The 17,835-nt window shown below is 42.4% G+C and carries 12 protein-coding genes; 2 read left to right on the plus strand and 10 right to left on the minus strand.

Annotated elements, in window-relative coordinates:
• The 10 genes from QM874_RS03310 to leuS all read right to left on the minus strand — a co-directional run.
• A partial coding sequence (locus QM874_RS03310) for an accessory Sec-dependent serine-rich glycoprotein adhesin (RefSeq protein ID WP_414316203.1) occupies nucleotides 1-6,734 on the minus strand: 6,734 nt, incomplete at its 3' end.
• 493 nt (nucleotides 6,735-7,227) lie between these two features.
• Nucleotides 7,228-7,800: a nucleotidyltransferase family protein gene (locus QM874_RS03315; protein ID WP_414316204.1), complete on the minus strand. Its 573-nt coding sequence runs from the start codon at nucleotides 7,798-7,800 to the stop codon at nucleotides 7,228-7,230.
• Nucleotides 7,781-8,779, minus strand: coding sequence for a Holliday junction branch migration DNA helicase RuvB (gene ruvB, locus QM874_RS03320; RefSeq protein WP_414316205.1), 999 nt, complete (start codon nucleotides 8,777-8,779; stop codon nucleotides 7,781-7,783). Before ruvB ends, QM874_RS03315 begins: the two co-directional genes overlap by 20 nt.
• Nucleotides 8,780-8,959: 180 nt before the next feature.
• Entirely contained in the window at nucleotides 8,960-9,382 is a 423-nt protein-coding gene (locus QM874_RS03325) for a GNAT family N-acetyltransferase (protein ID WP_414316206.1), read from the minus strand.
• Nucleotides 9,383-9,393: 11 nt separating this feature from the next.
• Nucleotides 9,394-10,086, minus strand: a complete 693-nt coding sequence (locus QM874_RS03330; protein ID WP_414316207.1) for a GNAT family N-acetyltransferase — start codon at nucleotides 10,084-10,086, stop codon at nucleotides 9,394-9,396.
• A gap of 86 nt (nucleotides 10,087-10,172) precedes the next feature.
• Nucleotides 10,173-10,601, minus strand: a complete 429-nt coding sequence (locus tag QM874_RS03335; RefSeq protein ID WP_414316208.1) for a DUF3021 family protein — start codon at nucleotides 10,599-10,601, stop codon at nucleotides 10,173-10,175.
• A 9-nt stretch (nucleotides 10,602-10,610) separates the two neighbouring features.
• Nucleotides 10,611-11,066 carry a LytTR family DNA-binding domain-containing protein gene (locus tag QM874_RS03340; RefSeq protein WP_414287931.1) on the minus strand — a complete coding sequence of 152 codons (456 nt, stop codon included), beginning with the start codon at nucleotides 11,064-11,066 and terminating at the stop codon, nucleotides 10,611-10,613.
• Between the two features lie 18 nt (nucleotides 11,067-11,084).
• On the minus strand, nucleotides 11,085-11,927 hold the full coding sequence (locus QM874_RS03345; RefSeq protein ID WP_414316209.1) for an ABC transporter permease: 843 nt from the start codon (nucleotides 11,925-11,927) through the stop codon (nucleotides 11,085-11,087).
• Nucleotides 11,927-12,793: an ATP-binding cassette domain-containing protein gene (locus QM874_RS03350; RefSeq protein WP_414316210.1), complete on the minus strand. Its 867-nt coding sequence runs from the start codon at nucleotides 12,791-12,793 to the stop codon at nucleotides 11,927-11,929. Before QM874_RS03350 ends, QM874_RS03345 begins: the two co-directional genes overlap by 1 nt.
• Before the next feature lie 249 nt (nucleotides 12,794-13,042).
• A complete protein-coding gene (leuS, locus tag QM874_RS03355) occupies nucleotides 13,043-15,544 on the minus strand; it encodes a leucine--tRNA ligase (protein WP_414316211.1) in 2,502 nt (833 codons plus the stop codon).
• Between the two features lie 243 nt (nucleotides 15,545-15,787).
• Between leuS and QM874_RS03360 the strand changes: the two genes are divergently transcribed.
• Both QM874_RS03360 and galU read left to right on the plus strand, forming a co-directional pair.
• On the plus strand, nucleotides 15,788-16,804 hold the full coding sequence (locus QM874_RS03360) for an NAD(P)H-dependent glycerol-3-phosphate dehydrogenase (RefSeq protein ID WP_414316212.1): 1,017 nt from the start codon (nucleotides 15,788-15,790) through the stop codon (nucleotides 16,802-16,804).
• A gap of 25 nt (nucleotides 16,805-16,829) precedes the next feature.
• Complete coding sequence (gene galU / locus QM874_RS03365; protein ID WP_414316213.1) at nucleotides 16,830-17,726, plus strand: UTP--glucose-1-phosphate uridylyltransferase GalU; 897 nt, start codon at nucleotides 16,830-16,832, stop codon at nucleotides 17,724-17,726.
• Nucleotides 17,727-17,835 lie beyond the last annotated feature (109 nt).

Below are 17,835 nucleotides of genomic sequence, written 5' to 3' on the forward strand. Positions count from 1 at the left end.
CTTGCTGATGTACTTGCGCTTGTTGAAGCCGATGTGCTTGCTGATGTGCTTGCACTTGTTGATGCAGACGTGCTAGCTGATGTACTTGCGCTTGTTGATGCTGATGTACTTGCTGATGTGCTTGCACTTGTTGATGCAGACGTACTTGCTGATGTGCTTGCGCTTGTTGATGCAGACGTACTTGCTGACGTGCTTGCACTTGTTGATGCCGATGTGCTTGCTGACGTGCTTGCTGATGTGCTTGCGCTTGTTGAAGCCGATGTGCTTGCTGATGTGCTTGCACTTGTTGATGCAGACGTACTTGCTGATGTGCTTGCGCTTGTTGATGCAGACATACTTGCTGACGTGCTTGCACTTGTTGAAGCCGATGTGCTTGCTGACGTGCTTGCTGATGTGCTTGCGCTTGTTGAAGCCGATGTGCTTACTGAAGTGCTTGCGCTTGTTGAAGCTGATGTACTTGCTGATGTGCTTGCACTTGTTGAAGCTGATGTGCTTGCGCTTGTTGAAGCTGATGTACTTGCTGAAGTGCTTGCGCTTGTTGAAGCTGACGTGCTTGCTGATGTACTTGCGCTTGTTGATGCAGACGTGCTAGCAGATGTACTTGCTGACGTGCTTGCACTTGTTGATGCAGACGTGCTAGCAGATGTGCTTGCGCTTGTTGAAGCTGACGTGCTTGCTGATGTACTTGCGCTTGTTGATGCAGATGTACTTGCTGACATGCTTGCTGATGTGCTTGCACTTGTTGATGCAGACGTGCTCGCTGATGTGCTTGCGCTTGTTGATGCAGACGTGCTTGCTGATGTGCTTGCACTTGTTGATGCAGACGTGCTAGCTGATGTACTTGCGCTTGTTGATGCTGATGTACTTGCTGATGTGCTTGCGCTTGTTGATGCAGACGTACTTGCTGACGTGCTTGCACTTGTTGAAGCCGATGTGCTTGCTGACGTGCTTGCACTTGTTGAAGCCGATGTGCTTGCTGATGTACTTGCTGAAGTGCTTGCGCTTGTTGAAGCCGATGTGCTTGCTGAAGTGCTTGCACTTGTTGATGCTGATGTACTTGCTGATGTGCTTGCACTTGTTGATGCAGACGTACTTGCTGATGTGCTTGCACTTGTTGATGCAGACGTACTTGCTGACGTGCTTGCACTTGTTGATGCAGACGTACTTGCTGACGTGCTTGCGCTTGTTGAAGCTGATGTACTTGCTGAAGTGCTTGCGCTTGTTGAAGCTGATGTACTTGCTGATGTGCTTGCACTTGTTGATGCAGACATACTTGCTGATGTGCTTGCACTTGTTGAAGCAGACGTGCTTGCAGATGTACTTGCGCTTGTTGATGCTGATGTACTTGCTGAAGTGCTTGCGCTTGTTGAAGCTGATGTACTTGCTGACGTGCTTGCGCTTGTTGAAGCTGATGTACTTGCTGAAGTGCTTGCGCTTGTTGAAGCCGATGTGCTTGCTGATGTGCTTGCACTTGTTGATGCAGACGTGCTAGCAGATGTACTTGCGCTTGTTGATGCTGATGTACTTGCTGATGTACTTGCAGATGTACTTGCGCTTGTTGAAGCCGATGTGCTTGCTGAAGTGCTTGCACTTGTTGAAGCTGATGTACTTGCTGATGTGCTTGCACTTGTTGATGCAGACGTACTTGCTGATGTGCTTGCACTTGTTGATGCAGACGTGCTTGCACTTGTTGATGCAGACGTGCTAGCAGATGTACTTGCACTTGTTGATGCTGATGCCGATTCAGAACGATATTTTTTCTCTGAAACAGTTTCATCTTGACTATAGACAGTTGGTGGATATGGCTGGCTACCAGATGCTACTTTAGCATTATCTTTATAGTAGACAGTTGCAATTCCATCATCACTTACGTCAATGCTAGAAATACGATCGCGACCTTTTGGAACAACCTTATCGTGAGCTTTTCTGATTTCTTCACGAACTTTTTCCTTATCATCCTCCGTCAAGTGATTCTTATCCTTGACTTCAGTCAAGTCAATAGCAGGCTTCTTAAACAAGTTCTGCAACTGATCCTGCTTAATGCCAATTTCTCCTACATCAACGCTATTCCCACTCGGATCCGTAGCAATGAGCCAACGTCCCCAGCGATTCCCTGATCTCCACGTAAGATCTTTATTAGTAACCGCATTAATGGTAAATGTCGTTTGGTCATCATTTGTTAAGGTATTGATAATATTTGTGATTGGACCTTTTCCCCATTCAGGTCTGTTTTCGAAGAAGTCCGTCAAGTCTTTTCTATTACCAGAGACCTTCAGTGTGACTAATTTACCACTATTATCTTTACCTGTATAAGTAATCTGAATATTATCTCCAGCATAGAACAAATAATTACCATTGATATCTCTCTTAGGCTCTTGACCATTTACTTTGACTGTGTAAGTAATTGTTGGATTTACACGTTCAGGAGTAATCTTTGCAGTCGTTGTAGCCGAAGTCAAGGTTTCAGTTCCACCACTTGGTAGAGCCACTGTTTTCTCTTGCTTAGCTGTTACATCACCTGTCGGAAGAAGTCCATTGTTACCATCATAAGCTTTCTTCAAATCCTTCGGATTGAAAGTTACACTTGTTTCATTATCTTCAGCTGTCTTTGTGAATGTATGTCCTGCTAATGTGAGTGTGATAACAGCTCCAGGCGTTACATTTGTAACAACAATCGATCGATTTGGCAAACCACCAGTTTCATTTGTAGAATCAACTGAGATGACTGGCGCTTGTGGGTTAACTGTGTAGGTGATCGGAACACGTTGTTTTACACGTACTCCCGTACCATCAGCAGGTAGTTCAACTTCTACATCTTTTGTGAATCTACCAACTCTAGAAAGATCTGGAGCTCCATCAATCCAAGTGAACTTAGTTTTATCTGCATTATAATCAGGACTTCCTGTCACCTTGGTGATAGAATCTTTCGGATTTGCAGCTACGCGTTGATACTCAGGATCATTTGTCTGATTCTGAGTAAAAATATAGGACTGATTTGACTCGAACTTGTAAACATCATGAACAACATCGACAGTCTTACTCAAAACTTTGGATGCTGTTGTCTCACCGAAACGACCCACAGGGTATGTAAATGTAAATTTATATCGATGACTTCCTGCCTCCGCAGTGCTAATAGGCGATGTTGTCTGAGAAGCGCCTCCTACTTTGGTCCATTTCTGACTAGCACCTGAAGGGAAGGCATCTCCGACACGAGAGACATAGTCCAACCAGAATGTACCATTATGAGGAGGGGTCCCTTGAATATCATTGATTGCAGGCTTAGGTGCAATTGTCGCCATAACATTATAATTAACAGTAACATCATCTGTAGATCCATCCGCGTATGTGACTGTTGCTACAGCCTTTTTATTATCCCCAGAGTTAGTTGTGTTAATTGGTGTCTTCCAAGTAACAGTGGCACCTTGCGGTAACTGTTTCCCACCTTCAAGCTGAACAAAGTTAGCGGCATTTGACAAATCACTAGCTGTTTCACCAACATAAGTATAGACAGTTGGCACCTTGGCTACAGCATTGTATTTATCCGTCTGATTTTTGATTACAAATTTTACATAACCATTGTCAGCAACACCATTCTTCGCATGAACACTGTCTGTGACGCCACGATCATCTGTTGCCATCAAATAGCGTTCAAATGATCCTATCGGTGCCGTTTTATCTAGAGTACCTGTAAGAGTAATCGTTGCATTAGCTTGATTCGTTAAGCTAGTAATCGGATTTGAACGATTGATACCAGTATATCCTGCGTAGTTGTTCCCGTTTGCATTATCCGCAGTATAATATTGCGGCTCAAACTTCAATGAAGAAATCTTGCCAGAATCATCCGTTGCACTAAAGGTTACATTAACTTGTTCTCCACGGTATAAATAGATTTCCTTAGTCGTAGCATTATCATAAGGGATCACCAACTTAGGTCGCTCATTAACTGTAAGCGACTGCGGAACAGTATTCCTTGTCAAATCCTTATAAATAATCGTTGCAGTACCATCGCTTGCAACTTCGATGTCCTTGATACGGTGAGTTGTCTGATTATTCTTAGCGTAGATGGCATTCTTGACAGCTGTCTTTTCAGGTCCAGTCAAGTTACTCTTATCTACAACTGGTGTAAGTTCAGGATTAGTCACTGCAAGACGGTCTTTCAGTTGTCCTTGGGTGATACGAACATTACCAGTTCCTACAGTTCCGTTGACATTTCCTACTTGGTCCGTTGCAACTGCATTCCGTTGCCAAGTATTTCCTGACTTCCACTCCAGATCATCCTTCATATGAGCATTAACTGTGATAGTCGCAGGGTTTTCTGGTGTAGCTGTGATATCTCCTGTCAAGAGCCCTACAGTTCCTGTACCATATTTAGGATCTTCAAAGAAGTTATCTCTCAAGCCTGGTTGGCTTCCATCTGCTCTAGGTACAATCTTGAACTCTTTTAACTTACCACTATTATCAGTCGCAGTAAATTTAATGGTGAAGTCATCACCAGCATAGACGATGTGTTCATTTCCATTACCAGCAACTGGACTTGGAGTCGCTGGGATAGTCTGACCACCACGTGTCACTGTAACCGCAGGGACAGGTACTTCCGTTTCCGCTCTTACACTTGCTCGAACGTAATCCACAGTGTTATCACGATAGGTAAGTTTGATTTCACCAGTATCAGACACTGTAATTTCTTTACCGCCTTCAGAACCCTTCACATAGTCAGTACCTGAAAGGATAGTAGCATTTTGTCTCTTGAAGTTTGCAAGGATTTGAGCTTTCTCAGTTTCACTCAAGGCTGAAGGGTTGTTAACTGTAACAGTATCCCCACTTACAGGATTATTACGCTCGTTGAAACCTTTGATATTAAGCGTCAAACGACCTACCGTAGTTTGTTTAGCAGTATCAAATACTTTGAAATCAAGATTGTAAACACCAGGAGTCATCGGATTCCATCCGTTCTCACGACCAAGTGTTCCACTTATAACTGAGGTATGTTGAGTAGGGTTTCGTCTGTCAGTATAGTAGGGTCTAAATCCCTCAGTCCCTACATTCGTTCGACTCATGGTCAATCCATTGATATGAGTATTATCTGGAGAACCCAATACACCTATCAATCCTTTATCATCCCTCATGTCAAATGAAACACCATTGGCTCCTCCTACAACTTCATCGTTGTATACTTCAACATATTTGGGAGTAACAGTAACAGTTGGCGCTTTATCAATCGCTCTTTGACCTGCACCAGTAGCAACCGTTCCATGCATAACCCTTGTATAGTTACCAGCCGTAGATGCACTATCGAATGGTCGACTACTTGTAGCTACTTGCGCATCCAAAGTAGCTTCACTAGAATTGTTATTCACCGTTGCATAGATCCAAATAGTCGCATCTAAGTTTCTATTCAAATCATGGCGCTTATTAAAGACGTATTCGTTCCCAGAACCACCACGTTTCTCCATTGGCTCTCCATTAAAGAGAACTCGAGTGATGGTTGTATTTTTATCCACTTGTGCGATCAGACCGGCGTAGTTAAGGGCACTCTGTGAATGCATATTGATACGCCAGCTAACTTCTCGACTTCCACTTACAAAAGTTCCTTGCTCAAGCGAGGCAGTTGTATGTTCGTTAAGAGTTACAGGTGCAAAACCTCTGAGGCTTTCTCCTGTTGGCATAGCTTGACCATTACGGCTATCACGTTGACCTGAATTTGCACGTAAAACGGCATTGGCGATAGAGTTACGAGCCGAAGTTGCCCTCTGCACCACTGCTGTCAAATCACCAGTTTGATTTGCAAGTGCTTTTTCAATCTCTACTACAGCAGCATTCACCTTGGTGATAGCTGAATCGGTATTTGGTAGACCAGCAGCCTTAGCTAGATACTCACCCATCTCAGCTGAAAGTTTCGCTAGTTTTTTGCGATCCTCTTCCGCCTTCTTAGCTGTCGCTTCTGATGTTACGGCAGCAGCAATGGCTGTAGTAGCAGTAGTCGTCACATCCCCTTGTTTAGGACTGAGGTTTTCTACTTTAGAGATAGCATTGGCAAGAGTTACTTTGCCGTCCAAAGTTGGAGTAGCAGTTGCCTTTTGGCTAGCAGTTTCTTGGGCACTAGTTCTACCAGATTCTGCTTGACTTTCCGCTTGTGGAGTAGCTACTGACACAGTCTGTGAACTACTTACAGTTGAAGTAGCTGATGCTGATACAGATGTACTTGTAGAAGCTGATGCACTGGCTACCGCACTGGTTGAAGCTGATGCACTTGCCACAGCACTAGTTGAGGCAGAAGCCGAAGCTACCGCACTAGTTGAGGCAGAAGCTGATGTAGAAGCACTCTCACTGATAGAAGTTGATGCTGAAACAGAAGCTTGCTGCTCATCATCTTTCTTAACAGTTCCCAAGACAGCTTGGTCAGAAGTAGCTAAAACATCGGCACTCTCTACTGTTTTCTCAACCGCTGTCTGTTCATTAGCATAAACATGAGATTGAGTCGCAACTCCTCCGCCTATAACAGTACCCGCGGCAGCTATCCCCTTGAGGATATCTAGTCCAGTGATAGATTTAGATACATGATCTTCTACCACTTCAGTTGTAACTTGGGCCGTATCAATACCACCACGAAGAACTTTAAACAAGCCAAATAGTGACGTTGAGGCACGCAACCAATGTTTTCCCGACTTGATCAACTTATATCGGGTAACACGATCAGTTTCTCTATACCGTCCTTCCTGACGTCTAAAAAACATGAAATTTCTCCTTGAGTTCATTTTTTTTTAAAAAAACAAACTATCAAAATAATTAAACTTAAAATCAGTCTTCTATTTGAAACTCTATTCTTTCGATAAATATATTAACCGATGTTATTTTGTTTGAAAATTCGGATAGGATTGTTCTCTAAACACTTTATTATAGCACACTTTAATCCCTATTGTCCAAACATTTTAACAATAATTTTTATTAATACTAAGCACCACTACTTCTTTTTACGAATAAAGAATAAAAATGATTTTAGAGTCCTTATTTTTAAGAAATATTTAGTTCCAAGCTTCTTTCAAGACATAAATAATATATCTAAATAAGTTATACACAGATATAGCATTTTTACGTTTCATTAAAAAAAGCCGCCTGATTGGGCGACTTAATTTTTATAGGGAGATTATTATGAAAAAGTTTTAGGAGTATAAGTTAAGGTCTTTTTAACTTATGAGATAAGTATACAGCTCCTATCTTAAAGTTTCCTTAAGTATTTTTAAATGTGAGATTTTTCCATTTTTCTCGCCAATTTTTCTTAGATAAACGCTGTTGATAAAGCTTCATTCGGTCTTGATTTTCTAAAAAATGAGGAGTTGGACGAACCTGAAAGTTCAAAATATCTTCCAAACCATAAGGGGCAAAGAGCTCTAAAGTTGCGTCAGCTTGCAAGCGAAGTCCTACTGCCGTGCAACGTTCAGGATATTTACTCATGGCATCGCAGGAATTTCTATATGGAGGTGTGTGGGGACTATGTTGGTGCATATAGACTTGATTTTTCAACTCCCACTGATACTGGGGGAAGTCCTCTCTCAGCTTGCTCTCTAGAGCCAGCGTTTCTTCGTAACTCACCTCTGGGTCAAAGAAAATCACATCCACATCCGTATCACGATCAAAAGCCGGTTTATCTGACAAGAGATTCCAGATAAAATTTCGAGCCGAACCAGCTGCCAACCAGGAATCCTTCAACTCCAAGTCACGGATGATGGTCAAAATAGACATCATGTCAGAATTTTCCCTGAAAGAGTCTAAAACTTCAGTCTCATTTTTCAATGTATTCATACCCCAAATGTTCGTAAGCCTTGGCTGTCGCGACCCGTCCTGAACGAGTTCGCATGATAAAGCCTTTCTGGATCAGATAAGGTTCATACATATCTTCTACCGTCTCACGCTCTTCAGCGATATTTACCGAAAGTGTTCCTAGACCGACAGGACCTCCACCGTACATCTCAATCATGGTGCGAAGAATTTTCTGGTCCACATAATCCAAGCCTTCATGGTCTACATCCAGCATGGTCAAAGCCTTATCCGTGATCACATCATCAATCAAGCCATCGCCCATAATCTGCGCAAAGTCGCGCACGCGCTTGAGGAGACGATTGGCGATACGAGGAGTCCCACGACTACGGAGGGCCAACTCAGAAGCTGCCTCGTGAGTAATTTCCATCTCAAAAATATCTGCCGTCCGCTCAACAATCTCTGTCAAGTCATCATGGGCATAATACTCCATGTGACCAGTAATCCCAAAACGTGCACGAAGAGGATTTGAGAGCATCCCTGCTCGTGTCGTCGCACCGATCAAGGTAAAAGGTGGCAATTCCAGATGAACACTTCGGCTAGTTTCCCCAGCACCAATCATAATGTCAATGTAAAAATCTTCCATGGCACTATATAAAACTTCCTCGACAGCCATTGGTAAACGGTGGATTTCATCGATAAAGAGCACATCTCCAGGCTCTAAGTCATTCAAAATCGCAACTAAATCACCAGCTTTTTCGATGACAGGACCAGACGTTTGTTTGAGATTGACTCCCAGTTCATTGGCAATGACAAAAGCCATGGTTGTTTTCCCGAGACCTGGAGGGCCAAACAAAAGAACATGGTCTAGCGCCTCGTCACGCATTTTTGCTGCTTCAATAAAGATTTGAAGCTGCTCTTTAACCTTGTCTTGTCCGATATATTCACGTAAATATTGGGGACGGAGGGTACGTTCTACCAACTCCTCATCGCCCATGATTTCATTATCTAAAATTCTACTCATGTTCCTATTATAGCAAAAATCCATCCTACAAACAAAAAAGCCACCTGATTTGGCGGCTTCTTTAGGGAGATTATTATGAAAAAGAAAAGTTTAGGATTTCTATTAAATAAAGTTAGGAGGTCTTTATTTAATGATTACATGATACATGAGTAAACTTAAAGTTAACTTAAGACAAAAGAATTATTTTAATTTTTTTCGATCCACCCAAATCATCCCTGTACAATCATAAGTAGATAAGGTTTTAAACCCCAGAGAACGGTAAAAACCCAAGGTTTTTTCTGTCTGTTCAGTCGCTAGTTGTATTTGGTAGGCATCCTTATAGTCAGCCAAGGCTTCTTTCATCAAGTTACTACCAATTCCTTGGCGCTGATAGCTAGGCAAAACAATCAAATCCTGGACAAAAACCGAAGAGAAACCGTCTCCGATTAAGCGAACTAGACCAACGATTTTCTCACCATCACGGGCAAGATAAGTCGCTAGCGAATGAGACAAGGCCTGGGCCAGCATCTGGGGTTGATGTGTATAGTTTGTCCAACCAACTGCCTGATAGAGCGGTAAAACGTCATCGATTGAAACAGATGTTTCTTTTGTAATCTTAATCATATCCAATCTTCCTAACATTCTCGTAGAGATTTAATCTGTTGTCCATTTTTATCAAAATTTTCAGGAGCCAACCATGTTTCTAAACGAGCTTTGACTTGAGGCCAATCCTTATCCATCATAGACATCCAATCCGTATCTCGAGTCCTTCCCTTGTAGATAACCGCTTGACGGAAAGTACCTTCGTAGATAAATCCCAAACGTTCTGCAGCTTTTTTAGAAGGTAGATTTAGTGCATCACATTTCCACTCATAACGGCGGTAGTTGAGCTCTTCAAAGACATAACGAGCTAGCAAATAGTGGGCCTCTGTTCCCATCCTTGTTTGTTTGAGAGCTGGAGAAAATGTCACCGCACCAACTTCAATCACGCGATTAGCTTGGTCAATACGCATGAGAGAAAAAGTCCCCAACGCCTTTCCAGTCACTTTATCGATAATCGCATAATAGAAGCGATCCTTGCGCTCAAGCATCTGCTTTAAAGCGACGATTAATTCTTCGAGATTCTCTACTGGCGGTTGAAAGAGATAGGTCCACATCTCTCGAGGTGATTCTGGACCATAAACAGCCAGCAAATCCTCCGCATGCTTTTCTACTGACAGAGCTTCGATAATCGTATACTGTCCTTCTATCCGTACAAGTGAAGGCAAAACTCCAGGTGTGTCGTCTACAGGTTCACCAATCATCTGACCATATTCATTTACTGGCATTGTTTTCTCCTTACTGTTTTCATTTCTGGAGTTACTATACCACAATTTAGTGAAAATTGAAACCAAGAATCAATCTACTGGAATGCTTAAGATTCTAAACTTGCAACATGCTTTCGTTTATCTTTTAAAGCTTGGTTAATCTTCTGGGTCTGCTTGTGAGTTTGCCAGATTTGATAGAGCCAGATAAGGCCATAAATCAACAAGAAGATAAACCAATGGACAGGGCTGAGCAAAGCGACTCCCCAGCCAAAAAATAGGCAGGTCAAAACTAAAATGACAGCCGTCACTAGTAAATGCAAGACCACGCGTATGCTATAAGCTAAAAATTCTAGTTCCTCAATCATGACTGACAAAATCCCCATGGTACCACTCATCAAAAAAATGGCTAAAATATTCCTAACATTAAAGGCTGGATAGATAATGCTAGGGAAAATATGAGCTAGCAAAACCAACCCCAAGTAAAAGAAGGAGCCTGTCCGCATACCTGTTACAAAATAAGCTATCAAGCGTTTCATCATTTTCTCCTATAAACCTAAATAATCCATTAAGGACTTGACATATTTCCGACTCACACTAGATTTTATGCCCCGTGTCAACTTAGCCATCATATTTCCTGAAAAACTATCCGATAAGGATTCTAAATGGTCAATATTGATAATAGCGTGACGGGATATCTGCAGGAAATTCCGGCGATTAACCCGATTTTGAAAGTTTATCAAGGTTTCCTTAGTCATATAAAACCCATCAACGGTATAAATAGTCAATACATTTTTATCAATATCTGCCATGATAATCTCTTCAATCTTCACCATGACCAATTGATCATCTGTTCGGATGGGAATCACTACCTGATTGACAGTTGAAAATTGTTCTAAATAATCCATCACTTCTCGAGCTTGATCAGTTAACTGAGCTGCCTGAATGAGAATGTGAGGATCTTTTTCTGAAAATTCTGGGGTCATCTCAAAATGAATTTTCATCTTTACTCCCATACATCTTTATTTTCTCTTGCTAGACACTTTAACCAATAAAAGCCAAAGAAGGATAGCTGCGAGACTGATACTTACCACTATAAGATATGTTTTCTCCTTTGTCAACAGCTCCTGCCATTTTAACTCGATCCCCATTTTTTCTTGAAATTCTGCTAATAAATCGCTATTCCCGGCAAAGGTATCTGCTAGTTGTTCTTTCATAAAGACTTGTCGATAGAGAGAGGCAATATAGGTTGCAGGTGTACACTTCATAAGAAGTTGAGCAAAGTTAGGCAACACTCCAAGAGGGACATAAGTCCCCACTAGAAATCCAGAAGCTGTTCCCACTATGGTGGCTAGCTTTCCAAGACTATCCACAGATTGAAAACGGTGAATCAAAATAGCATTGACCAAGCTAGAGAGCACACTACTGAGCAACATAATTAAAGCCACTTCTGCTAGCTGACTCCAAACTGGGACCTCCTGAAAATACAGGCTCATCACTACAAACATAAACAACTGCATCACAAAAGAAATGACAATACTGCTGATTAGATAGGAGACCTGTAAGCCCCAGCTACCTAAATCTGTCAAAAATAGATCTTGATCCACTTGATGTTCACGGTCCTGCACCATTTGTGTAAGAGCCGTAAAACTGGTTGTAATCCCAGTCACAGCCAAGGTTCCACCCATCAGCCAATTATTTAAAAGGCTCGTTTTATCAGGGAGTTGGGACCAAGCATCCGTCAAGTTTTTCTGCAGAAAAATGATATAAAGGAGGAAGGAAATCAATGCCCCCAATAATGAGAAAAACACTCCTGAACGATTACGAAAATATAAGGTAAAGTTCCGTTTCAATAAAGCTAACATTAGCGAACCTCTCTTCCTGTTAGAGCGATAAAGGCATCATCCATAGTACCTGGGCGAAACTCAAAAGAATCAATTTCTTCTCGAACTTTTGCCAAATATTCAATGGCTTCCTGTGATGTCCTTGGATAAAAAAGATATTCCAACTCATTTTCTGCTTCTACTGTCATTTCAGTCTGTAGCCATTTTTCTAAGTCCCTCATTTCTTTAAAACGAATTTTTAGGATATTAGATGCATACTGACTCTTGATAGCTGTCGCAGAACCTTGCGCAATCACTTTTCCATGATCAACGATATAGATCTGATCCGCTTCATCAGCTTCATCCAGATAATGCGTCGTTAAAACAATGGTCATCCCTTCATCCTTTTGTAGTCGATACAGGAGATCCCAGATAGATTTGCGAGTCTGAATATCGAGTCCCGTTGTTGGCTCATCCAAGAAAAGGATATCTGGTTGCGAAAGAAGAGCACGCGCAATATCAACTCGACGCTTTTGCCCGCCTGACAAAGTTCCATAGAGTTGTTTCTGGAAAGCAGTCAAACCCAGTTGATGGATCAAGTCCTCAACACGATTTGCTTCAATCCCCTTATACTGTTGGGCACGAATCGTGAGATTTTCCCTAACTGTCAACATCTCGTCCAGTACACTAGCTTGAAAAACAACTCCGATTTTCGTATTTGGTGCATATAGAACCTGACCTTGTGTTGCTTCTTTCAAACCGATTAACATGGAAATAGTTGTTGATTTTCCTGCACCGTTGGGGCCCAAAATAGCATTGAAACTTCCTTTTTCAAACTGTAACTGAATACCGTCAACAGCCGTGTAATTGCCGTACCGTTTTGTTAAATGTTTCGCTTGTAAAATCATATTTCTCCCTCCTTCTGACACATTTAGTCTAACAAAAAAGTCGTCGGAAAAACGGCTTTCGAAGACAAGTGGTTAAAATGCCAGGTTAAGTGGTGCGATAGTGGGAATAGAATTATATTTTTCGATAAAAAATCCTCCAGATTCTACTCTGAAGGATTCATTTCTTATTTAATAACGATATTAACCAATTTAGTTGGCTTCAATAGTCCAGTGGACTATTGAAGGTGGCAGATATGGCTAATAAACTCGTTATTTAACGACAATATTCACGAGTTTATTTGGTACTGCAATCACCTTCACAATTTCCTTGCCATCAATCTCTGCTTTGACTTTTTCATTTGCAAGAGCAACTTCTTGCAATTCTTCGCGTGATAGGTCTTTAGCGACCATGAGTTTGGCACGAACTTTTCCTTTGATTTGAACGACGATTTCGATTTCGTCTTCAACCAATTTGCTTTCGTCCCAAGTAGGCCAAGCTACATAAGAGATTGACTCACCTGTTGCTGTAACAGTTTGCCAGAGTTCTTCTGCCAAGTGAGGTGCAAATGGTGCGATCAATTGGATAAATCCTTTGGCGTAGTCCACATAGAGTTTGTCTTCCTTATTAGCAGCGTTGACAAAGACCATGAGCTGGGCAATGGCTGTGTTGAATTTCATGGACTCGATTTGCTCTGTGACAGCTTTAACTGTTTCGTTATATACCTTATCAAGAGCACCATTGTTTTCAGCAACGATTTCTTTACTTGTAATCAAACGGTAAACACGGTCGAGGAACTTACGGCTTCCTTCCAATCCTTCTTCAGACCAAGCGATGGAAGCATCAAGTGGTCCCATGAACATTTCATAGACACGAAGGGTATCAGCACCATATTGTTCCACCACATCGTCTGGGTTGACCACGTTCTTGAGGGATTTAGACATCTTGGCTGGCGCTTGCTCCAATTCTTCTCCTGTTTCCACATGGAAGAAGGAACCGTCACGTTTTTCAACCTTGTCAGTCGCCACAAGAGCACCACGGTGGTCACGGTAGCTTGTTCCTAAGATCATTCCTTGGTTAAAGAGTTTTTGGAACGGTTCTTTAGTTGGAACAACACCGATATCATAGAGGAATTTATGCCAGAAACGAGCGTAAAGCAAGTGGAGCACAGCGTGTTCTGCACCACCCACGTAGATATCGACTGGCAACCATTGTTTGAGTAGATCCTCATCAGCCAATTTTTCTGTGTTATGTGGATCGATATAGCGGAGGTAGTACCAGCTTGAACCTGCCCATTGTGGCATGGTATTGGTTTCGCGACGACCTTTGACGCCATCTTCGCGGGTTACTTCCAGCCAGTCTGTCAAGTTAGCTAGTGGGCTTTCCCCAGTACCTGAAGGGCGGATGTCCTTGGTGACTGGCAAGACAAGTGGGAGTTCATTTTCTGGAACGGCTGTTGAAGTTCCATCTTCCCAATGAATGATTGGGATTGGTTCACCCCAGTAACGTTGACGGCTAAAGAGCCAGTCGCGGAGACGGTAGGTCACCTTCTCTTGGCCGCAACCTTTTTCTTCCAGCCAAGCCACGATTTTAGCAATGGCGTCTTCTTTGTTGAGACCGTTCAAGAAGTCTGAGTTGACGTGAAGGCCATCTTCTGTGTAGGCAGCTTCTGCTACATTTCCACCTTCCAAGACTTCTACGATTTGAAGGTCAAATTGTTTAGCAAATTCCCAGTCACGTTGGTCGTGGGCAGGTACGGCCATAACGGCACCTGTACCATAGCTAGCAAGAACATAGTCGGCAATCCAGATTGGAATTTCTTTACCATTGACAGGGTTGATAGCATAGGCACCAGTCCAAACCCCTGTTTTTTCCTTGGCAAGGTCTGTACGAGCCAAGTCTGACTTGAGGCTAGCTTGGTGTTTGTAGTCCGCTACAGCCTCAGCTTGTTCAGGATTTGTGATGGCAGCTACCAAGTCATGCTCAGGCGCCAAAACAGTGAAGGTCGCACCGAAAAGAGTATCTGGACGAGTCGTAAAGACGGTGAATTTCTTGTCTGTTCCTTTCACCTTGAAAGTGACATTGGCACCAGTTGATTTCCCAATCCAGTTGCGTTGCATATCCTTAATAGACTCTGGCCAATCTAGGTCATCCAAATCGTTGAGCAAGCGCTCTGCATAGGCCGTGATTTTAAGCATCCATTGGCGCATTGGTTTGCGGACAACTGGATAGCCTCCACGCTCAGACGTTCCATCAGGAAGGACTTCTTCGTTGGCGATGGCTGTTCCCAATTCCTCCACCCAGTTGACTGGTACTTCTGCTTCATAGGCTAAGCCTTTTTCATAAAGCTTGGTGAAAATCCATTGCGTCCACTTGTAGTAGTTCGGATCTGTAGTATTGACTTCACGGTCCCAGTCGTAAGAGAATCCAAGCGCATTGATTTGGCGTTTGAAATTGGCAATGTTTTCTGCTGTGAATTCCGCTGGGTCATTCCCTGTATCCATAGCATACTGTTCAGCCGGCAAACCAAAAGCATCCCATCCCATTGGGTGAAGAACATTGTAGCCTTGGGCACGTTTGAAACGGCTGAGGATATCAGTCGCTGTGTAGCCTTCTGGATGTCCTACGTGAAGACCCGCTCCAGATGGGTAAGGGAACATGTCCAATGCATAAAACTTAGGTTTCGAGGCATCTGTTCCTGTCTTAAAGGTGTGATTGTCAGCCCAGTGTTTCTGCCACTTAGGCTCGATTTCTTTATGATTGTAAAAACTCATGGTATCTCTCCAATTTTCGTGATGCTCCTATTATACCATTTTTTAGAAGAATAGTGCTCTTCTTTTCTTGGTTTTGAATGATATCCGATTTGAACATTAAGTGGTTTATTTGCTTTTTCTTGAAATTCTATCAAATGAATACAAAATCCTAATAATAGTAGAATACTTAGCTAGTTATATAGATGCAAAATCATACTTTTTATGGTAGAATGTTAAGAAAGAGCTTTCTCAAAGGGGGAAAAGATGAACAAACAAACCATCGCAGTTATAGGACCTGGTTCTTGGGGAACTGCCCTATCACAAGTCCTAAATGACAATGGTCATGAAGTTCGTATATGGGGAAATATTCCCGAGCAAATTAACGAGATTAATACACAACATACTAACAAACACTACTTTAAGGATATTGTCTTAGATGAAAAAATTGTAGCCTACCAAGACTTAGAAGTAGCTTTGAAGGATGTAGATGCTGTTTTATTTGTTGTCCCAACCAAGGTTACACGACTCGTTGCCCAACAAGTGGCTGCTGTTCTTGATCATAAAGTTGTCGTCATGCACGCATCAAAAGGTCTGGAGCCAAATAGCCATAAACGTCTTTCGACCATTCTTGAAGAAGAAATTCCTGAAGAGCTTCGTAGTGAAATCGTTGTTGTATCTGGTCCTAGCCATGCCGAAGAAACAATTGTACGCGACATCACCTTGATTACTGCTGCTTCTAAAGATTTACAAACAGCCCAGTATGTTCAAGAACTCTTTAGCAATCACTACTTCCGTCTTTATACCAATACAGATGTCATCGGAGTAGAAACAGCTGGTGCTCTTAAGAATATCATCGCAGTGGGAGCTGGTGCCCTTCATGGACTTGGATTTGGAGACAATGCTAAAGCTGCTATTATCACGCGCGGCCTTGCAGAAATCACTCGTCTAGGAGTCAAGCTTGGAGCAAATCCATTAACTTACAGTGGTCTTTCAGGTGTTGGTGATTTGATTGTTACCGGAACTTCTATCCACTCACGTAACTGGCGCGCTGGAGATGCTCTGGGGCGTGGAGAAGCCTTGGCAGATATTGAAGCTAACATGGGAATGGTGATTGAAGGGATTTCAACGACCAAAGCGGCCTACGAGTTGGCACAAGAGCTTGGAGTCTATATGCCTATTACCCAAGCTATCTACCAAGTTATTTATGAAAATGTAAATATTAAAGATGCTGTTTCTGAACTTATGAACAATGAGTTCAAGGCAGAAAACGAGTGGTCTTAAACCACAGTTAGAAAGGAATCTCATGATGCAAAAAGTTAGAAAAGCCGTTATCCCTGCTGCAGGACTTGGAACTCGCTTCCTTCCTGCTACCAAAGCCTTGGCTAAGGAAATGCTACCAATCGTAGATAAACCAACTATTCAATTCATCGTTGAAGAAGCTCTTAAGTCTGGAATCGAGGATATTCTTGTTGTCACAGGGAAGTCAAAACGCTCAATCGAAGACCATTTTGACTCAAACTTTGAGCTAGAATACAACCTCAAAGAAAAAGGAAAGAATGATCTCTTGAAACTTGTTGACGAAACGACTGGCATGCGCCTCCACTTCATCCGTCAAACTCACCCACGCGGACTCGGAGATGCCGTTTTGCAAGCCAAAGCCTTTGTTGGGAATGAACCTTTTGTAGTTATGCTTGGGGATGACCTTATGGATATCAATGATGACAAGGCTACCCCATTGACAAAACAGCTCATCAATGACTATGAAAAAACTCATGCTTCTACCATCGCTGTAATGCCTGTACCACACGAAGAAGTTTCTGCCTATGGGGTTATCGCACCTCAAGGCGAAGGAAAAGATGGACTTTACAGTGTTGAAACCTTCGTTGAAAAACCAGCACCTGAGGATGCACCAAGTGATTTAGCTATCATCGGTCGTTACCTTCTCACACCTGAAATTTTTGGTATCCTTGAAAACCAAACACCTGGTGCCGGAAATGAAATCCAGCTCACAGATGCCATCGATACTCTCAACAAAACTCAACGAGTATTTGCTCGTGAATTCAAGGGTGCTCGTTATGATGTTGGAGACAAGTTTGGCTTTATGAAAACTTCAATCGACTACGCACTTAGACATCCACAAGTCAAAGATGATCTTAAAGACTACTTGATTAACCTTGGAAAAGAACTCTCAGGAGAAAAATAATCGCTTTTACAACACATCAGCTTCGTTAGAAGCTGATTTTTCTATGCTTAAACACCAAGGTCTTACCCTTATATCAAGGCTCATTCTAAGCCTAATTGCTTGCAAGAGA

The sequence above is a fragment of the Streptococcus infantis genome, assembly GCF_047463615.1.
In the GTDB taxonomy this organism is placed as follows: Bacteria; Bacillota; Bacilli; order Lactobacillales; family Streptococcaceae; genus Streptococcus; species Streptococcus infantis_X.

Coding starts and splice junctions, on each gene's coding strand:
- QM874_RS03315 (WP_414316204.1), bottom strand. CDS start 7,800: ATGAATACATTGAAAAATGAGACTGAAGTTTTAGACTCTTTCAGGGAA.
- ruvB (WP_414316205.1), bottom strand. CDS start 8,779: ATGAGTAGAATTTTAGATAATGAAATCATGGGCGATGAGGAGTTGGTA.
- QM874_RS03325 (WP_414316206.1), bottom strand. CDS start 9,382: ATGATTAAGATTACAAAAGAAACATCTGTTTCAATCGATGACGTTTTA.
- QM874_RS03330 (WP_414316207.1), bottom strand. CDS start 10,086: ATGCCAGTAAATGAATATGGTCAGATGATTGGTGAACCTGTAGACGAC.
- QM874_RS03335 (WP_414316208.1), bottom strand. CDS start 10,601: ATGAAACGCTTGATAGCTTATTTTGTAACAGGTATGCGGACAGGCTCC.
- QM874_RS03340 (WP_414287931.1), bottom strand. CDS start 11,066: ATGAAAATTCATTTTGAGATGACCCCAGAATTTTCAGAAAAAGATCCT.
- QM874_RS03345 (WP_414316209.1), bottom strand. CDS start 11,927: ATGTTAGCTTTATTGAAACGGAACTTTACCTTATATTTTCGTAATCGT.
- QM874_RS03350 (WP_414316210.1), bottom strand. CDS start 12,793: ATGATTTTACAAGCGAAACATTTAACAAAACGGTACGGCAATTACACG.
- leuS (WP_414316211.1), bottom strand. CDS start 15,544: ATGAGTTTTTACAATCATAAAGAAATCGAGCCTAAGTGGCAGAAACAC.
- QM874_RS03360 (WP_414316212.1), top strand. CDS start 15,788: ATGAACAAACAAACCATCGCAGTTATAGGACCTGGTTCTTGGGGAACT.
- galU (WP_414316213.1), top strand. CDS start 16,830: ATGCAAAAAGTTAGAAAAGCCGTTATCCCTGCTGCAGGACTTGGAACT.